The organism is uncultured Flavonifractor sp. (assembly GCF_944387675.1).
Lineage (GTDB): Bacteria > Bacillota > Clostridia > Oscillospirales > Oscillospiraceae > Flavonifractor.
This window is the reverse complement of record NZ_CALXFV010000007.1, coordinates 21,717-38,168: the sequence shown is the minus strand read 5'-3', so window position 1 is coordinate 38,168 and position 16,452 is coordinate 21,717. Positions and strand designations below refer to the sequence as shown.

The 16,452-nt window shown below is 63.1% G+C and carries 15 protein-coding genes, 1 riboswitch and 1 other annotated feature; of the genes, 6 read left to right on the top strand and 9 right to left on the bottom strand.

The window, feature by feature from the left end:
• From Q0J74_RS01590 to Q0J74_RS01580, 3 genes are all read left to right on the top strand, one after another.
• A partial coding sequence (locus Q0J74_RS01590; protein ID WP_297209589.1) for a hypothetical protein occupies window positions 1–235 on the top strand: 235 nt, incomplete at its 5' end.
• A gap of 10 nt (window positions 236–245) precedes the next feature.
• Window positions 246–590: a hypothetical protein gene (locus tag Q0J74_RS01585; protein ID WP_297209586.1), complete on the top strand. Its 345-nt coding sequence runs from the start codon at window positions 246–248 to the stop codon at window positions 588–590.
• Between the two features lie 66 nt (window positions 591–656).
• Window positions 657–1,724, top strand: a complete 1,068-nt coding sequence (locus Q0J74_RS01580; RefSeq protein ID WP_297209583.1) for a tetratricopeptide repeat-containing glycosyltransferase — start codon at window positions 657–659, stop codon at window positions 1,722–1,724.
• Between the two features lie 91 nt (window positions 1,725–1,815).
• Here Q0J74_RS01580 and queA read toward each other — a convergent pair whose 3' ends face one another.
• Together queA and Q0J74_RS01570 are read right to left on the bottom strand one after the other, a co-directional pair.
• A complete protein-coding gene (gene queA / locus Q0J74_RS01575; protein ID WP_297209606.1) occupies window positions 1,816–2,841 on the bottom strand; it encodes a tRNA preQ1(34) S-adenosylmethionine ribosyltransferase-isomerase QueA in 1,026 nt (341 codons plus the stop codon).
• Complete coding sequence (locus Q0J74_RS01570) at window positions 2,838–4,514, bottom strand: SpoIID/LytB domain-containing protein (RefSeq protein ID WP_297209580.1); 1,677 nt, start codon at window positions 4,512–4,514, stop codon at window positions 2,838–2,840. The genes queA and Q0J74_RS01570 overlap by 4 nt, the downstream gene beginning before the upstream one ends.
• Before the next feature lie 118 nt (window positions 4,515–4,632).
• Window positions 4,633–4,809: riboswitch (Lysine riboswitch) on the top strand.
• Window positions 4,810–4,965: 156 nt separating this feature from the next.
• Here Q0J74_RS01570 and asd point away from each other — a divergent pair.
• The 3 genes from asd to dapB are packed head-to-tail and all read left to right on the top strand — an operon-like array spanning window position 4,966 to window position 7,737.
• The gene (asd, locus tag Q0J74_RS01565; RefSeq protein ID WP_297209577.1) at window positions 4,966–6,051 is read left to right on the top strand and encodes an aspartate-semialdehyde dehydrogenase; all 1,086 of its coding nucleotides are present in this window, start codon (window positions 4,966–4,968) and stop codon (window positions 6,049–6,051) included.
• Between the two features lie 8 nt (window positions 6,052–6,059).
• A complete protein-coding gene (gene dapA / locus Q0J74_RS01560; RefSeq protein WP_297209603.1) occupies window positions 6,060–6,953 on the top strand; it encodes a 4-hydroxy-tetrahydrodipicolinate synthase in 894 nt (297 codons plus the stop codon).
• 22 nt (window positions 6,954–6,975) lie between these two features.
• Window positions 6,976–7,737 carry a 4-hydroxy-tetrahydrodipicolinate reductase gene (dapB, locus tag Q0J74_RS01555; protein WP_297209574.1) on the top strand — a complete coding sequence of 254 codons (762 nt, stop codon included), beginning with the start codon at window positions 6,976–6,978 and terminating at the stop codon, window positions 7,735–7,737.
• A gap of 63 nt (window positions 7,738–7,800) precedes the next feature.
• On the opposite strand, the gene Q0J74_RS01550 is transcribed toward dapB, so the two are convergent.
• From Q0J74_RS01550 to dxs, 7 genes are all read right to left on the bottom strand, one after another.
• Window positions 7,801–8,982: an AI-2E family transporter gene (locus tag Q0J74_RS01550; RefSeq protein ID WP_297209571.1), complete on the bottom strand. Its 1,182-nt coding sequence runs from the start codon at window positions 8,980–8,982 to the stop codon at window positions 7,801–7,803.
• A gap of 123 nt (window positions 8,983–9,105) precedes the next feature.
• On the bottom strand, window positions 9,106–10,332 hold the full coding sequence (tyrS, locus tag Q0J74_RS01545; protein ID WP_297209568.1) for a tyrosine--tRNA ligase: 1,227 nt from the start codon (window positions 10,330–10,332) through the stop codon (window positions 9,106–9,108).
• Window positions 10,333–10,398: 66 nt separating this feature from the next.
• Window positions 10,399–10,642: a binding site (T-box leader), on the bottom strand.
• Between the two features lie 66 nt (window positions 10,643–10,708).
• Window positions 10,709–12,406, bottom strand: coding sequence for a DNA repair protein RecN (gene recN, locus Q0J74_RS01540; RefSeq protein ID WP_297209565.1), 1,698 nt, complete (start codon window positions 12,404–12,406; stop codon window positions 10,709–10,711).
• Window positions 12,407–12,438: 32 nt separating this feature from the next.
• Window positions 12,439–12,891, bottom strand: coding sequence for an arginine repressor (locus Q0J74_RS01535; RefSeq protein ID WP_297209562.1), 453 nt, complete (start codon window positions 12,889–12,891; stop codon window positions 12,439–12,441).
• Between the two features lie 4 nt (window positions 12,892–12,895).
• Complete coding sequence (locus Q0J74_RS01530; RefSeq protein ID WP_297209559.1) at window positions 12,896–13,759, bottom strand: NAD(+)/NADH kinase; 864 nt, start codon at window positions 13,757–13,759, stop codon at window positions 12,896–12,898.
• A complete protein-coding gene (locus tag Q0J74_RS01525) occupies window positions 13,756–14,574 on the bottom strand; it encodes a TlyA family RNA methyltransferase (RefSeq protein ID WP_297209556.1) in 819 nt (272 codons plus the stop codon). Before Q0J74_RS01525 ends, Q0J74_RS01530 begins: the two co-directional genes overlap by 4 nt.
• Window positions 14,561–16,408 (bottom strand): 1-deoxy-D-xylulose-5-phosphate synthase, encoded by a 1,848-nt coding sequence (gene dxs / locus Q0J74_RS01520; protein ID WP_297209597.1) that lies wholly within the window; start codon window positions 16,406–16,408, stop codon window positions 14,561–14,563. The genes Q0J74_RS01525 and dxs overlap by 14 nt, the downstream gene beginning before the upstream one ends.
• Window positions 16,409–16,452 lie beyond the last annotated feature (44 nt).

Here is a 16,452-nt window from a genome sequence, read left to right as displayed (position 1 = left end):
GACCTGCCGGTGCCGCCGGAGCAACCGGTCCCGCCGGGGCAACCGGTCCCACCGGACCTGCCGGTGCCGCCGGAGCAACCGGTCCCACCGGACCCACCGGAGCCGCAGGGGCGACCGGCCCAACCGGTCCCACCGGTCCCACCGGACCTACGGGTACGACCCAGCCCTCCTCGTTGATTTCCGCCTACTCAACGCCCAGTCAATCGGTGTCCTCCGGCTCCCCCATGCTTTTTGACCGGAATGGCGTGACCTATGGAACAGCCACCTCCCACACCGCCGGAAGCGGAACCTTTACAGTTAATCAACCCGGACTCTATCAGGCCAGCTTCCACGGCGTCCTGTCCCCGTCCTCCACCGCCTCTTTTCCGGTGAATGTGGTGGTTTCCCTGCAACAAAATGGCTCCAATGTACCGGGCGCCTCTGTCCCGCACACCTTCCAGAGCAAAACGGAGAATGTACCCCTGTCTTTCTCCATCCCACTCTCCATCTCTACGGTTCCCACCACGCTGCAAGTGGTGGGGCAGGGCGGCACCAGCCTGCCCACCGCCATCACCCTCAACGTCACCAAGCTGGGCGAGCTCTCGTCCTGACCTGGCCGGAAAGCCGGACTCCCCGCGGAGTCCGGCTTTCCCATCAAAGCACAGCAGGAGGTCCATATGAAAGTTGTGGTGTATGCCATCAGCAAAAATGAGGCGCAGTTCGTCCAACGGTGGATGGACTCCATGGGTGAGGCCGATCAGGTGGTGGTACTGGACACCGGGTCTACCGACGATACCCCCGGGCTGCTCCGGGCCAGAGGGGCCGGGGTGGTTACCCAGGCCATTGACCCCTGGCGCTTTGACACCGCCCGTAACCGCTCCCTGGAGCTGGTGCCGGAGGACGCCGACATCTGCGTATGCACCGACCTGGACGAGGTCTTCCATCCCGGCTGGCGAAAAGCACTGGAGGCGGCCTGGGTTCCCTCCGCCGGCCAGGCCCGCTATCGCTATACCTGGTCCTTCCAGCCGGACGGCAGCGAGGGGGTGGTCTTCTGGTACGAGAAAATCCACCGCCGCCACGGCTATCGCTGGGTCCATCCGGTCCACGAGGTTCTCCAGTGGGAGGGTCCCGGCAGTCCGGGGCCTATGGTGACGGCGGAGGGGGTCCAGCTGGACCATCACCCCGACCCTGGCAAATCAAGAAGCCAGTATCTGCCCCTGCTGGAGCTCTCCGTCCGGGAGGAGCCGGATGACGACCGGAACGTACATTATCTGGGTCGGGAGTACCTGTTTCACCGCCGCTGGGACGATTGCATTTCCACCCTGAAGCGCCATCTCTCCCTGCCCACCGCCACCTGGGCGGATGAACGGGCCGCCTCCATGCGCTATCTCGCCAGGGCATACGAGGCGAAAGGCGCACCGGACCAGGCCAGAGCCTGGCTGTTCCGGGCCATTGCCGAGGCCCCACACCTCCGGGAGCCCTGGATGGAGATGGCCCAACTGCTCTACCGGCAGGAGGACTGGGAGGGCGTACTCTACTTCACCGGCCGGGCGCTGGCCATCACCCTGCGGCCGGACAGCTACATTTGTGAAGCGGAACCATGGGGCTCCCTCCCCCACGACCTGCGCTGCCAGGCCTACTACCACACCGGCCGGAGCCAGCTGGCCCTGGAGGAGGCGCGGAAGGCCCTTGCCCTCTCTCCCACAGATCCCCGGCTGGCGGAGAATGTGGCCGTCCTCAGCTAAACCGGCATTGCTGGGCGGAACTTGTGTCGTTTCCGCCCCAAAAGCCAACAGGACCAGGCGCTGCGCGCCTGGTCCTGTTGGCTTTTCCCAATCAGCAGATGAACATGGCGTCGCCAAAGGAAAAGAAGCGGTATTGCTGTTCCACCGCCTCCCGGTAGGCGGCCAGAATGTGTTCCCGGCCCGCGAGGGCGGACACCAGCATGATAAGGGTGGACTGGGGCAGGTGGAAGTTGGTGATCAGGCAGTCCAGCACCTTGAATTTATAGCCGGGGTAGATGAAAATATGGGTCCAGCCGGCACTCTCCTTCAAGGTGCCGTCCTCCGCCGCCCAGGATTCAATGGTGCGGCAGGAGGTGGTTCCCACGCAGACGACCCGTCCCCCCTCCCGCCGGGTGCGGTTGATGGTCTCGGCGGTCTGGGCGGAGATCATACAGTACTCCGAATGCATCTCGTGGTCCAGGATGTCCTCCTCCTTCACCGGGCGGAAGGTACCCAGGCCCACATGGAGGGTCACATAGGCCAGGCGCACCCCCATCTCCTCCACCTGCTTCAGCAGCTCCTTGGTAAAGTGGAGGCCGGCGGTGGGGGCGGCGGCGGAGCCAACCTCCCGGGAGTAGACGGTCTGATACCGCTCCGGGTCATTCAGCTCGGCCTTGATATAGGGCGGCAGGGGCATTTTGCCCAGCTGCTCCAGCTTCTCCAGAAAAATACCCTCGTAATCAAAGCGGACCAGGCGGTTGCCCCCCTCCAGCACTTCGGTGACCTCTGCGGTGAGGGTGCCGTCCCCGAAGCTGACCCGGGTCCCCGGCTTCAGCTTGCGGCCCGGCCGCACCAGGCACTCCCAGGTCTTCTCCCCCCGGTCGATGAGCAGCAGCACTTCCACCGCGCCGCCGCCGGGAGCCCTGTGGCCGATCAGCCGGGCGGGCAGCACCCGGGAGTCGTTGAGTACCAGGCAATCCCCCGGCCGCAGCAGGCTGGGAAGCTCGTAAAAATGCATGTGCCGGGTGGCGCCGGTCCGCTTGTCCAGCACCAGCAGCCGGGAGGCGTCCCGGCGCTCCAGGGGCGTCTGGGCGATCAGCTCGTCCGGCAGGTAAAAGTCAAAATCCGCGGTTTTTATGGTTGGCGCACCTCGATTCCCGTATAATAAAAGCTGAGGATCTCCTGATAAGTATACCCCTGCTGGGCCATGGCGTAGGCGCCCCACTGGCTCATACCCACATTGTGGCCCCAGCCGGAGCCGGTGATGGTAAACACCGCCGCGCTGCTCCCCGTGCTCACCGCCGAGGGCTGGAGCTGACCCACCGTACCGTCGCCGCCGATGGCGTACACGCTGCCGCCGGTGAGGGCCGCCGTGCCGCCGCTGCCGTCGATGGCATAGGCGCCGGTGAGGGTGCTCAGCACGCCGCTGCCGTTGACCGCATAGCCGGTGGAGGTGCCGCCGCCCCCGGAGACGGTATAGTGAATGGAGCGCAGCCCCAGGAAGGTGCGGCAGTCATCCCGGATCTTGCTCCAGCTCTTGCCGCTGGAGTCGGTAAAGGTGATTTCGATGGCGTTGCCCGTTGGGCTGGTCTTGGTCACCTTGAAATCCACAATGCCGGAGTTGACATATCCCTTGGAATTGAGCAGATCGGTGAGCTCCTGGGCGGTGTAGGTCACCGTCCAGTTGTAGTCGGTGATCCTGTCCGCCACCAACGCCTCGTAGGGGTCGGCTTTCCCGGTCAGATAGGGGTACTCCGTCCCCCACACGTTGACCGCGCTCTCGGTGGCGCCGCCGTCGTGGGAGGAATACAGCGCCTGGGTGGCCACTGAGCCGTTGTACCACAGATACACCCCGGAGGTGCCGTCAATGGCGGCCTGGCTGTTGGCAGTGGCGGAGGCGATACCCTTGTATGCCTGGCAGTCCACCGTATTGCAGATGTCAAAGCCCTGGCTCTGATGCTTGCTGGCCTGAATCATACCGTAGGCATAGCTCCGGGCGGCCACCGCCTGGGCCTTCAGCGCCTCCAGCGGCCAGGAGGCGTTCATCTCGCTGAGAATCACACCGTGGATATAGTCGTCCATGGAGACCACATTGCTCACCGTCAGGTTTCCGCCCCCCACCCGCTGGTAGCGGAAACCGCCATAGTAGGTGTTGTTCCGGAAAATGGTGGCCGCCTTTCCGCCGGTGTCCAGTCCCGGCTGAATCCCCAGGCACAGGCCGCCGGTGTTGTCAAACTGAAAGAGGATCTGGCTGGTTCCCGTCTTCACCACTGAGACCCCGGCGCTGGAAGTCCCCACCAGCTCCGTCCCCTCCGCAAGTCCCAGGGCGGTCTGGGCCGCCTGGGCGGAGGCTTTATCCGGGTAGGCCCCCACCCGCACCTGGTAGACCCCGTCAATCCACGCCACAAAACCGCCGCTCCACTGGGCGGCGGCCGCCGCCGCCTGCTCATAGTCGGCATAGGTGTCGGGCAGCAGAATGTGGTAACAGCCCACCACAATTTCGGAGGTAATGGTGTCGTAATAGCCGGCCCAGCCTCCCGACGTACCGTAATAGACATTCTGGGTCTTCACCACAGAGATGGCGGTCTCCTCGGTCTGGGCCAGCTTTTGAAACACCCGGCTGCTGTCATAATAGCCCAGCTGGTAGCCGCTGCCCACACTGTTGAGCAAGTTGGCGCCGGGCAGCGCCGAGCTGCCGTAAAACAGGCCCACATAAACCGTGGGATTGGCGTCCACCGCCGCAGCCTGCGTACCGGCGCCGGGAACCGCCGCCAGCAGAACACAGACCAGGGCGGCTGCCGCAAACTGCACAAATCTTTTCTTTCGGGATGCTTTCATTTGGTGAATTTCTCATCTCGCTTTCGTTGACACTCTGGATACACTTGTGGTACAATTTCACAAACTACATAGTGAAATCGCAATTCTTAATTTGCAGGATAGAGGTCGCGGCTGTTCAACAGTAGCGCGGGGAGGGGGATCGGACCCGGTGAACCGCGTGAAAGGGGGCGCCGCCGAAGGGGCGCTTTCCCGACGGGGGCGCCGCCTGGCCGCTCAGTGAAGAACTGTTCGGCTGTCGCCGCAGCCGCGGCGGAGCGCTGTCTGCTTTTGGAGGATATTGACGGGGGCAGTCTGTCCCTGTCATTATAGTACAAAATCAGCAGTTCTGTAAACTGCTGATTTTCTTTTTCCCGCCCCACCGGTTTCGGTTCTCAGACAGGCCGGGGCCGGAATAGGCTGGAGAGAAGCAATGGAGGTAGGAACAATGGAAAAATATAAAGTTGGCGTGATCGGTGCCACCGGCATGGTGGGGCAGCGCTTTGTCTCCCTGTTGGAGCATCACCCCTGGTTCGAGCTGACCGCCGTGGCGGCCAGCAGCCGTTCCGCCGGCAAGACCTATCAGGACGCCATCGGCAGCCGCTGGGCGATGGAGACGCCCATGCCCCAGTGCGCCCAGGATCTGGTGGTGCTCAACGCCACCGACGACATTGAGGCCGTGACTTCCCAGGTGGATTTTGTCTTCTCCGCCGTGGATATGAAGAAAGAGGAGATCAAGGCGCTGGAGGAGGCCTACGCCAAGCACGAGTGTCCCGTGGTATCCAACAACTCCGCCCACCGCTGGACGCCCGACGTCCCCATGGTGGTGCCGGAGCTCAATCCGGAGCATATCAAAGTCATCGAGGCCCAGCGAAAGCGACTGGGGGTGGAGCGCGGGTTCGTGGCTGTCAAGTCCAACTGCTCCCTCCAGAGCTACGTCCCCGCCCTGCACCCCCTGCGCGGCTTTGGCCTGGATCAGGTGCTGGTCTGCACCTATCAGGCCATCTCCGGCGCGGGCAAGACCTTTGAGACCTGGCCGGAGATCGTGGACAACGTGGTTCCCTACATCGGCGGCGAGGAGGAGAAGAGCGAGCAGGAGCCTATGAAGCTGTGGGGCAAGGTGGAAAACGGCGTAATTGTCAACGCCAGTTCCCCCGCCATCACCGCCCAGTGCCTGCGGGTCCCCGTCTCCAACGGCCACATGGCCGCCGTGTTTGTCCGTTTCCAGAAAAAACCCTCCATGGATGAGATCAAAGAACTGTGGGCAAGTTTTTCCGGCCGGCCCCAGGAGCTGGCCCTGCCCTCCGCTCCCAAGCAGTTTTTGCACTACTTTGAGGAGCCTGACCGCCCCCAGACCCGGCTGGACCGGATGACGGAGGGCGGCATGGCGGTCTGCATCGGCCGCCTGCGCCCCGACACGCAGTACGACTACAAGTTCGTCTGCCTGTCCCACAACACCCTTCGCGGCGCCGCGGGCGGCGCAGTCCTTCTTGCCGAACTTCTGTGCGCGGAGGGTTACATTTTAAGGAGGTAACCCCTATGTTGCGTGAGCCTGTTTTTACCGGAGCCTGTTCCGCTATTATCACCCCCTTTGACGAGAGCGGCGCCGTCAACTACGATCTTTTCGGACGAATCATTGACGAGCAGATCGCCCGGGGCATCGACGCCATCTGTGTCTGCGGCACCACCGGCGAGTGCTCCACCCTCACCATCCGGGAGCATATCGCGGTGGTGGAATACTGCATCAAGCACGTCAATCACCGGGTTAAGGTCATCGCCGGTGCGGGGAGCAACGACACCTCCGCCGCCGTCTACCTGTCCCAGCACGCGGAGGACTCCGGGGCAGACGCTCTGCTCCATGTAACGCCCTACTACAACAAGGCCTCCCAAACCGGCCTTATCAAGCACTATGAGTACATTGCCGACCGGACGGACCTGCCGGTGATCCTCTATAACGTTCCATCCCGGACCGGCGTCTCCTTTACTGCGGAGACCTACCGCATCCTCTCCCAGCACCCCCGCATCAACGGTGTCAAGGAGGCCAGCGGCAACTTTTCCCTGCTGGCCCACACCCGAGCCATCTGCGGGGAGGATTTCTACGTCTGGTCGGGCAACGACGACCAGGTGGTACCCATGATGAGCCTGGGCGCCAAGGGCGTCATCTCTGTGGCGGCCAACATCGCCCCCGAGGTGATGGTCCAGATGACCCACCTGTGTCTGGAGGGCCGTTTCCAGGAGGCCTCCCAGCTCCAGCTGAAGTATATGGATTTCATCGACGCCCTTTTCCTGGAGGTCAATCCCATCCCCATCAAGGCCGCCATGAATCTGGCGGGCTACGGCGTGGGGTCCCTGCGGCTGCCCCTGTGCGACATGACCGACGGACCCCTGGAGGCTCTGCGGCAGTCCATGCTGAAGCTGGGTCTGCTCAGCGCCTGAATCCCTGAAAGGATGTTGGAATATGGTCAGGCTCATCATCTCCGGCTGTAACGGCCGGATGGGGCGGGTGGTGGAGACCATCTGCTCTGCCGACCCGGAACTGGAAATTGCCGCCGGCTTCGACCTGCTGGGAACCGGCGAACGGGAGTTTCCCGTCTGCTCCTCCCCCGCCGAGTTTCAGGGGCAGGCCGACGTGGTGGTGGACTTCTCCTCCCCCGCCGCTCTGGACGGACTGCTGGAATTCGGCCTGAAGCGGAGTATCCCCCTGGTGCTGGCCACCACGGGCTACTCCCCCGCCCAGCTGGCCGCCATCCAGCGGGCCGCCGGCGAGATCCCTATCTTCCGCTCCGCCAACATGTCCCTGGGGGTCAACGTGCTGCTGGAGCTGGTACGCAGTGCCGCCCGGGCGCTGGGTGAGAGCTACGATGTGGAAATTGTGGAGCGCCACCACAATAAAAAGGTGGACGCCCCCAGCGGAACGGCCCTGATGATCGCGGATGCAGCGGCGGAGGCGCTCCCCTATCAGCCGGACTATGTCTATGACCGCCAGTCGGTGCGGCAGCCCAGGGGAAAAACCGAAATCGGCATCTCCTCTGTCCGGGGCGGCGGCATTGTGGGCGACCATGAGGTGATTTTCGCCGGACGGGACGAGGTGATTGAACTGCGCCACACCGCCATGAGCCGGGACGTATTTGCCTCCGGCGCGGTGCGGGCCGCCCGCTTCCTCACCACGGTGGGGCGGCCCGGGCTTTACACCATGTCCGATCTGCTCCGCGCCCTGTAAAAACGATAGAAAAAGTGGGAGCGCGCCCTCTGAACAGAGGGCGCGCTCCCACTTTTATCCCGCTCAATTCAACTCTGATGACCCGTGGTCTACGGGCTGGCCGTTTCCGTCAATCCCCTTCTTGCGCAGGCGCTTGTTGACCCACTCCCGCACCAGGGAGTAGAGTACCGCGAAGGTGGGGACGCCCAGCACCATGCCGGGGAAGCCGAACAGGCCGCCGCAGGTGACGATGGCAATCAGCACCCAGATGGCGGACAGGCCGGTGCTGTCACCCAGGATCTTGGGACCCAGGATGTTTCCGTCGAACTGCTGCAATCCGATAACCAGGAAGAAGAACCGCAGCGCCGCCCAGGGGTCCACAATCACCAGAATCATCACACAGGGGATGGCGCCGATGATGGGTCCAAAGAAAGGGATGATGTTGGTCACGCCCACCACTACGCTGACCAGCATGGGATAGGGGATGCGGAAAATCAGGCACAGAATGAAGCACAGCACCCCAATGATGGCCGAGTCGATGAGCTTGCCGTTGATGAAGCCCACAAAAATCCGGTTGGCCTGTCCGCACACGTCCAGCAGCCAGTCCGCCCGGCCCTTGGGCAGGGTGGCGTACAGAATCTTCTTCAGCTGGGGAATCATCCGGTCCTTCCCCGCCAGCATGTACACCGAGGAGATCACCGCCGTGATGCCGGCGATGACGCCGCTGCCCACCGCAAACCCCACATCCACAATCTGGGGCAGGGCCTCGGTGACTTTTTTGCTCCAATCGCTCATGGTGCTGCTGAAATTGCCGAACATGTCGTTGATGGACTCGGCGTCCAGGTCAAACTGCTGGGTGAGATCCTGGACCAGCTGATCCATGCTTTTCATATAGGTCTGCATGTTCCCCGCCAGATCCTTGACGCTCTGCACCACCTGGGGAATAATCAGGTTGAGCAGAATGACCAGCACCGCCAGCGCCAGCAGATAGACGGTGGTGATGGACAGCACCCGCCGGTATCTGAGCTTCCGGTACAGCCCCCGCTCAAAAAAGCACATGGGGGTATTGAGCAGATAGGCGATGGCGAAACCGGCAATGAAGGGGGAGAGCACATTTGTAAACATCCGGATACGCACCGCAAGTACGTCAAAGTGGGTCAAGCCCACATAAAAGGAAATGGAAATCAGCAAAACCACCAGCAGAGAGATAAAATGCCCCTCCAGGATGTACCACTTCTTTTTGTCCCGGTCACCTCTATCCGACACGGCAGCCTCCTCCTTTACAGCCACTGTTGCTGCTATTGTACCATGGCGGCGCACCGCCCGCAACCGCTGAAAACAGGAAAAGAGAGCGCCGCACGCAGCGGCGGCGCTCCCCGCTTCCCCTCTTTAGCCCAGCGCGGCCCGGTGAAATACCTTCTTGCCCTTTTTGATGGTGACGCCGTCTCCGGACAGCTGCTCCGCCGTCACCTCCGCATTCACATCGCCCACCTTGACGCCGTTCAGCTCCACGCCTCCCTGCTCGATGAGCCGGCGGGCCTCCTTCTTGGAGGGGACCAGGCCGCACTTGAGCATCAGCTCCAGAATGCCGATGGACCCATCCGTGAGATCGGCGGCCGCCAGGGTGGTGGAGGGCATGCTGCTCCTGTCCCCGCCGGTGGAGAACAGCGCCTTGGCGGCGTCCTGGGCCTTCTGGGCCTCCTGGGTGCCGTGGACCAGCTGGGTCAGCTCGAAGGCCAGGATCTCCTTGGCGGTGTTGAGCTGGGCGCCCTCCCACTTGTCCATCTCGTCGATCTGCTCCAGCGGCAGGAAGGTGAGCATCCGGATACACTTGAGCACGTCGGCGTCGCCGATGTTCCGCCAGTACTGATAGAAGTCGTAGGGGCTGGTCTTGTTGGGGTCCAGCCACACGGCGCCGGACTGGGTCTTGCCCATCTTCTTTCCCTCGGAGTTGAGCAGAAGGGTGATGGTCATGGCGTGGGCGTCCTTGCCCAGCTTCCGGCGGATCAGCTCGGTGCCGCCCAGCATGTTGGACCACTGGTCGTCCCCGCCAAACTGCATATTGCAGCCGTAGTGCTGGAACAGATAGTAGAAATCGTAGGACTGCATGATCATATAGTTGAACTCCAGGAAGGAGAGGCCCTTCTCCATCCGCTGCTTGTAGCACTCGGCCCGCAGCATGTTGTTCACACTGAAGCAGGCCCCCACCTCCCGCAGCAGCTCCACGTAGTTGAGCTTCATCAGCCAGTCGGCATTGTTCACCATCTGGGCCTTGCCCTCGCCAAACTCGATGAACCGCTCCATCTGCTTTTTGAAGCAGTCGCAGTTGTGCTGGATCATTTCGGGGGTAAGCATCTGCCGCATGTCGGTACGGCCGGAGGGATCGCCCACCATGCCGGTGCCGCCGCCGATGACGGCGATGGGCCGGTTGCCCGCCATCTGGAGGCGCTTCATCAGACACAGGGCCATGAAATGGCCCACATGCAGGGAGTCGGCGGTGGGATCAAAGCCGATGTAGAACACCGCCTTCCCCTCGTTCACCATTTTGGAAATCTCTTCCTCATTGGTCACCTGGGCAATGAGGCCCCGGGCCTTCAGCTCTTCATAGCAAGTCATGTCTCTTCTCCTTTGCATTTTCTCTACGGGGTACGGATAAAATCAAAACGCCCCCTGTCCCTTGGGACAGAGGGCGTAAAAACACGCGGTACCACCTCTGGTTCGCCGCCTTCTCACAAAGGCGGCCTCAGGCCGTGCCAACACACGGCGGCGCGGTAACGGGCGCACCCGACGCAGCCCTACTGAGGTCCTCCCCGTTCAGGCGGCTGCTCCAGGGTGTATTTCCCGACCTGTCCCCTCCCCCTCTCACCAGGCCGGGGGTTCTCTGGGCGGGACGCTGAGCGGTACTTCTCCCTGTCATCGCAGTTCCATATTGATGTGGATTATAAGCGCTTCTCTCCGGTTTGTCAAGCGGAAAGATTCTACTCAACAAAACCTAGTTTTTGTGGAGCTTCTTGTAGGCTAACGCCCCGTCCAGCAGCTCACCGGCGGCATGGAGGGTGGCCTCCGTCACGTGCTGGCCTGAGGTGAGCCGGGCCAGCTCCTCCTCCCGGCGGGGCCGGGCCAGCCGCTCCACTCGGGTGTAGGTCCGGCCATCCCGCTCCCCCTTCTCCACCGAGAAGTGAACATCGGCCATGGCCGCCAGCTGGGGCAGATGGGTGACGCACAGCACCTGTTTGCTCCGGGCCACGCCGGCCAGCTTTTCCGCCACCTTCTGCGCCGCCCGGCCGGATACACCGGTGTCCACCTCGTCAAATACCAGGGTACCCACCTGGTCGTTTTCCGCCAGTACATTTTTCAGGGCCAGCATGATCCGGGCCAGTTCACCGCCGGAAGCGATTTTCTGGATGGGCTTCAGCTCCTCCCCCACATTGGCGGACATGAGGAACTGTACCTCGTCCATCCCCGTCTCGTCCATGCCGTATGGGCCGGGCTTGCCCTGGAACTGGACCTGAAAGCGGACCTTGGGCATGTCCAGCTGGGCCAGCTCCCGCTGGATGCGCTCCTCCAGAGCGGCGGCCCGCTCCCTGCGGACCAGGCTCAGCTTCTCCCCCGCCTGCCGGGCCTGCGCCAGGGCGGCGTCCCGCTCCTTTTCCAGCAGCGCCGCCCGGTGATCGGAAAACTGGATGTCGTCCAGCTCTTTCCGGCAGCGCTCCAGGTAGTCCAGCATCTCCTCCACCGAACCGCCGTACTTCTTTTTCAGCCGGTGGAGCACATCCAGCCGGCTTTCAATCTCGTCCAGCTCCCCCGGTTCAAACTCAAAGCCGTCCCGCAGGTCCCGCACCTGCTCGGCCAAGTCGTCGGCGGCGCAGCGCAGCTCGGTGAGTTTGTCCAACAGCTCCGCCGCCTGGGGGCTGATGCGGGCGGCGGCCCGGAGGGCGTCCTCCGCCTCCGCCGCCAGAGCGGCGGCGCCGTCCCGCTCCTCGTCGCCGGACAGGGCAAGGTGGGCGCCCTCCACCGACTCCATCAGCCTGCCCGCATTGCGCAGCAGGTCCCGGCGACCGGTCAGCTCCTCCTCCTCGCCGGGCCGGAGCTCCGCCCGCTCCAGCTCCCCGATCTGATAGTGCAGGTTGTCCATCCGCCGGGCCTTCTCCGCCTCGTCCATCTGCAGGGCGGCAAGCTGCCGGGTCAGGCCGGACAGCTCCCCGTAGGCGGCCTGAAAGGCCGAGCGCTGCTCCTCTGTGGCGCCGAAGCCGTCCAGATACTCCAGGTGGCAGCGCTCGTCCAGCAGCTGCTGGCCGTCATGCTGGCCGTGGATATTCAGCAGCTGCCGGCCCAGCTGCCGCAGCTGGGAGACGGTGATCAGCCGGCCGTTGAGCCGGCAGATGTTCTTTCCGTCGGGCTGGATCTCCCGCTGGAGCAGCAGGTTCCCCTCCTCGTCCGGTCCACAGCCGTTCTCCTGGAACCAGGGCAGCCGGGGCAGATTGGTAAATACCGCATTGACCAGGGCGGATTTGGCGCCGGTGCGAATCAGGTCCCGGCTGGTCCGCTCCCCGATGATGGCGCCGATGGCGTCCACCACGATGGACTTGCCCGCACCCGTCTCGCCGGTGAGGGCGTTGAAGCCGCCGTCAAACTGAATATCCGCCGACTGGATCACCGCGATATTCTCAATGTGCAGTAAGGAAAGCATATGACCACCTGTCCCATGGTTGGTTGACGCGGCTATTTCAGCATGGAGTGGATCTCGTTGCAGAACTCCGCAGCGTCCTCATTGGTGCGCATGATCAAAAGAGCGGTGTCGTCCCCCGCCAGACTGCCCACCAGGTTGGTAATGTCCATGCCGTCAATGGCGGCACAGGCGGCCGAGGCCAGGCCGGGCATGGTTTTCAAAACCACAATGTTCTGGGCCACGTCAAAGGAGGTGACGCCCTCCTTGAAAATGGTGCGCAGCCGTCCGGCAAAATTGAGGGAGGCCTTCCGCTCCGAAACCGCGTAGCGGTAGGTCCCGTAGCTGGTCAGCTCCTTGATGAGGTGCAGCTCCTTGATGTCCCGGGAAATGGTGGCCTGGGTGGACTGTACTCCCCTGGCCTTCAGCTCCGTCAGGAGCTGATCCTGTGTGTCGATGTCCTGCTCTTCAATGATCCGGAGAATCTCCTGCTGCCGCTTGGCTTTCATGCCTTTAAACACCACCCAATTTATGATTGAGAATCTCATAAAAGGTGCGGCCGGTTACCCGCACCAGCTGTGTCTTGGATTTGGACTCCCTGGCCTCCACCACGTCGCCGCCGTTCAGGCGGAAGGCTTTGCCGCCGTCCACCGACAGGTAGGTGGTTTTGCGCACCATCCGGCCCAGCTTGATAGACACCGTCCTGCCCCGGCCCAGCACAAAGGAGCGGGCGGACAGGGCGTGGGGGCAGATGGGAGTCACAATAATGGTTTCCGCCGTGGGCTCCACAATGGGACCGCCGGCGGACATGGAGTAGGCCGTGGAGCCGGTGGGGGTGCTGATCAGCACCCCGTCCGCGGAAAAGCTGGAGATGAGCACCTTGTCGCCGTACACCTCCAGATCCACCACCCGGGCCACCGCTCCCTTGGTTACCGCCGCGTCATTGAGGGCCAGGTCGCTGTATATGACCTTCCCCTCCCGGCGTACCGTCACGTCCAGCATCATGCGCTCCTCAATGGTGTACTTCCCCGCCGCCAGGCGGGAGAGGACGGACAGCTCGCTCTGCTCCAGCTCCGCCATAAAGCCCACGCTGCCCAGGTTCACACCCAGCACCGGCACATGGCAGGCGTTGGCGTCCTTGGCCGCGTGGAGGATGGTGCCGTCTCCGCCGAAGCAGATCAGCATGTCGGCGCCCTTCAGCGCCTCCTGGGTGTTCTGAAACCGGATATGCCTGGGCAGCTCCGGGCCGCTCCCCTCCACCTGGAAGGGCAGGCACATCACCGTATCCACTCCCACGTTCCGCAAAATCTTCTCCGCCGCCTGGGCCGCCTTCAGGCCCCGGTCCCGGTAGGGGTTGGGACTGAGCACAACCTTCATTGTCCGCTTCCCTCCAATGTCCGGTGGGACTGCTCCACCAGGGCGGCCAGCTCGCCGCACCAGGTCGTCTCCGCCCCCGCCTGCAAATATCCCAGATATTCAATGTTGCCTTCCGGCCCGCGAATGGGGGAAAAGGTCATATCCTTTACCCCGAAGCCCGCCTCGGCGGCGTGGCGGAAAAACCGCTCCAGCACCTCCAGGTGAACGGCGGGGTCCCGCACCACGCCCTTCTTCCCCACCTTGTCCCTGCCCGCCTCAAACTGGGGCTTCACCAGACAGACCACCCGGCCGTCCTCCTTCAGCACCCCACGCAGGGCGGGGAGAATCAGACCCAGGGAGATAAAGGACACATCCACACTGGCAAAATCCAGGGGGTCCGGAATCTGCTCCCGGGTGAGGTAGCGGGCGTTGGTCCGCTCCAGACAGATCACCCGGGGGTCGCTGCGCAGGCTCCAGGCCAACTGCCCATAGCCCACATCCACCGCATACACCTTTTCCGCCCCGTTTTGCAGCATGCAGTCGGTAAAGCCGCCGGTAGATGCGCCGATGTCCCCGCACACCGCGCCCCGCAGAGTGAGGCCGGAAAAGCACTTCATGGCCTTCTCCAGTTTCAGCCCGCCCCGGCTCACGTAGGCCAGGCCCTGGCCCCGAACCTGGAGCTGCGCCTCCTCCGGCAGCTGGGTGCCGGCCTTGTCCACCTTCTGCTCCCCCACGTAAACCTGGCCGCTCATAATCATAGCCTGGGCCTTTTGCCGGCTCTCAGCCAGACCCCGCTCCACCAGCAGCACGTCCAGCCGCTTTTTATTGCTCGCCACAGCCGCAGACCTCCAATGCCTTCTGGTATAGGTGCGCACCGTCCAGCCCCAGAAGCTCCCGCAGCTGGGGGACGGTCCCGTGGGTCACAAAGCCGCTGCCCAAATTCACCAGCGCCAGCTTTACCCCGCCGGCGCCCCCCGCCAGCAGGCCGGCGGCCAGACGCTGGCCCACACAGCCCGCCTGGGCGCTCTCCTCCGCGCAGAGCAGCCGGCCCGTCTTGTTCACGGACTCTAAAATCGGAGCTATATCAATGGGTGTAATGGTATTGAGCTTCACAATTTCCGCCTGAATTCCCCGCTCCGCCAGCCGGTCGGCACAGTCCAGCAGTTGGTTGATCATCAGGCCGTACCCCACCAGGGTGAGGTCGCCGCCGGTACGGAGCACGCAGGTTTTGACCAGACCGGTATCGCCCTGAAAGCGGCCCTCGCTCCCCTTGGAGTAGCGGATAGCCACCGGACCGGTCACCTGCTCCACCCCATAGCGCAGCATGGAGCGCAGCTCCTGAAAGCTGGAGGGACACAGGACCGTCATACCCGGGACCGTATCCAGGAAGGCGGTATCGAACACCCCGTGGTGGGTCTCCCCGTCCTCACCCACCAGACCGGCCCGGTCCACCGCCAGCACCACATGCAGCTGCTGAATGGCCACGTCGTGGAGCAGCATGTCGTAGGCCCGCTGGAGGAAGGTGGAGTACACCGCAAACACCGGCTTCAACCCCTGCTTTGCCATACCTGCGGCCATGGTGACCGCATGCCCCTCCGCAATGCCCACGTCAAAAAACCGCTTGGGATAGCGCCCGGCGAAATCGTTCAGCCCAGTCCCGTCCTGCATGGCGGCCGTAATGGCGCACACCGCCGGGTCTTCCGCCGCCAGCTCGCACATGCACTGGCCAAATACCCCGGAAAAGTTCTCCCCGGAGGGATGCACCAGCTCCCCCGTCTCCACGCAGAACCGGCCCACCCCGTGAAATTTGTCCGGATTGCGCTCCGCAGGTGCATAGCCTTTTCCCTTTACAGTCCTGACATGGAGCAGCACCGGGCCTTTCAGCTCCTTGGCATAGCTCAGCAGCCGGGTCAGGCGCTTGACATCATGGCCGTCCACCGGTCCCAGATAGGTGAAGCCCATATCCTCAAACAGGCTGCACGGAAGGAGGGTCTCCTTCACCGCCGTCTTGACCCTGTGGGTCACGCGGTAGATCTGCCCGCCCAGGGGCAGAACCCCCATCACCTTCCGGTAGCCCTTCTTAAAGCGCAGGTACTGGGGCTTCAGCCGCTGGCGGGCCAGGTGATCCGCCACGCCGCCCACGCTTTTGGTGATGGACATGCCGTTGTCGTTCAAGATCACAATCAGCGGTTCCCCGCTGTCTCCGGCATCCGACAGGCCCTCATAGGACAGGCCGCCGGACAGGGCGCCGTCCCCAATCAGGGCCAAAACGTGATAGTTCTTATTCTGTAAAGTCCTTGCCCTTGCCATTCCGATCGCCACAGAAACCGACGTGGATGCGTGGCCGGCCACAAAGGCGTCGCAGGGGCTCTCCGACGGCTTGGGAAAGCCGGCAATTCCGCCCAGGGTGCGCAAGGTCTCCATGGCGCCGTTGCGCCCGGTGAGAATCTTGTGGGCATAGCTCTGATGGCCCACGTCAAATACCAGACGGTCCTCGGCGGTGTGGAACACCCGGTGGATGGCCACAATGATCTCCACCGCGCCCAGACTGGAGGCCAGATGGCCGCCGGTGCGGGACACCGTGTCGATGAGCCTGGCGCGGAGCAGCTCGCACAGGGCAGCCGCCTCGCTGTCGCTCAGGCCGCTGAGATCGTCGGAAAGATAGTCCAGATTCAGAATGATGCCACCTCCCGGCCTGGTTAGGCCAGATGTCT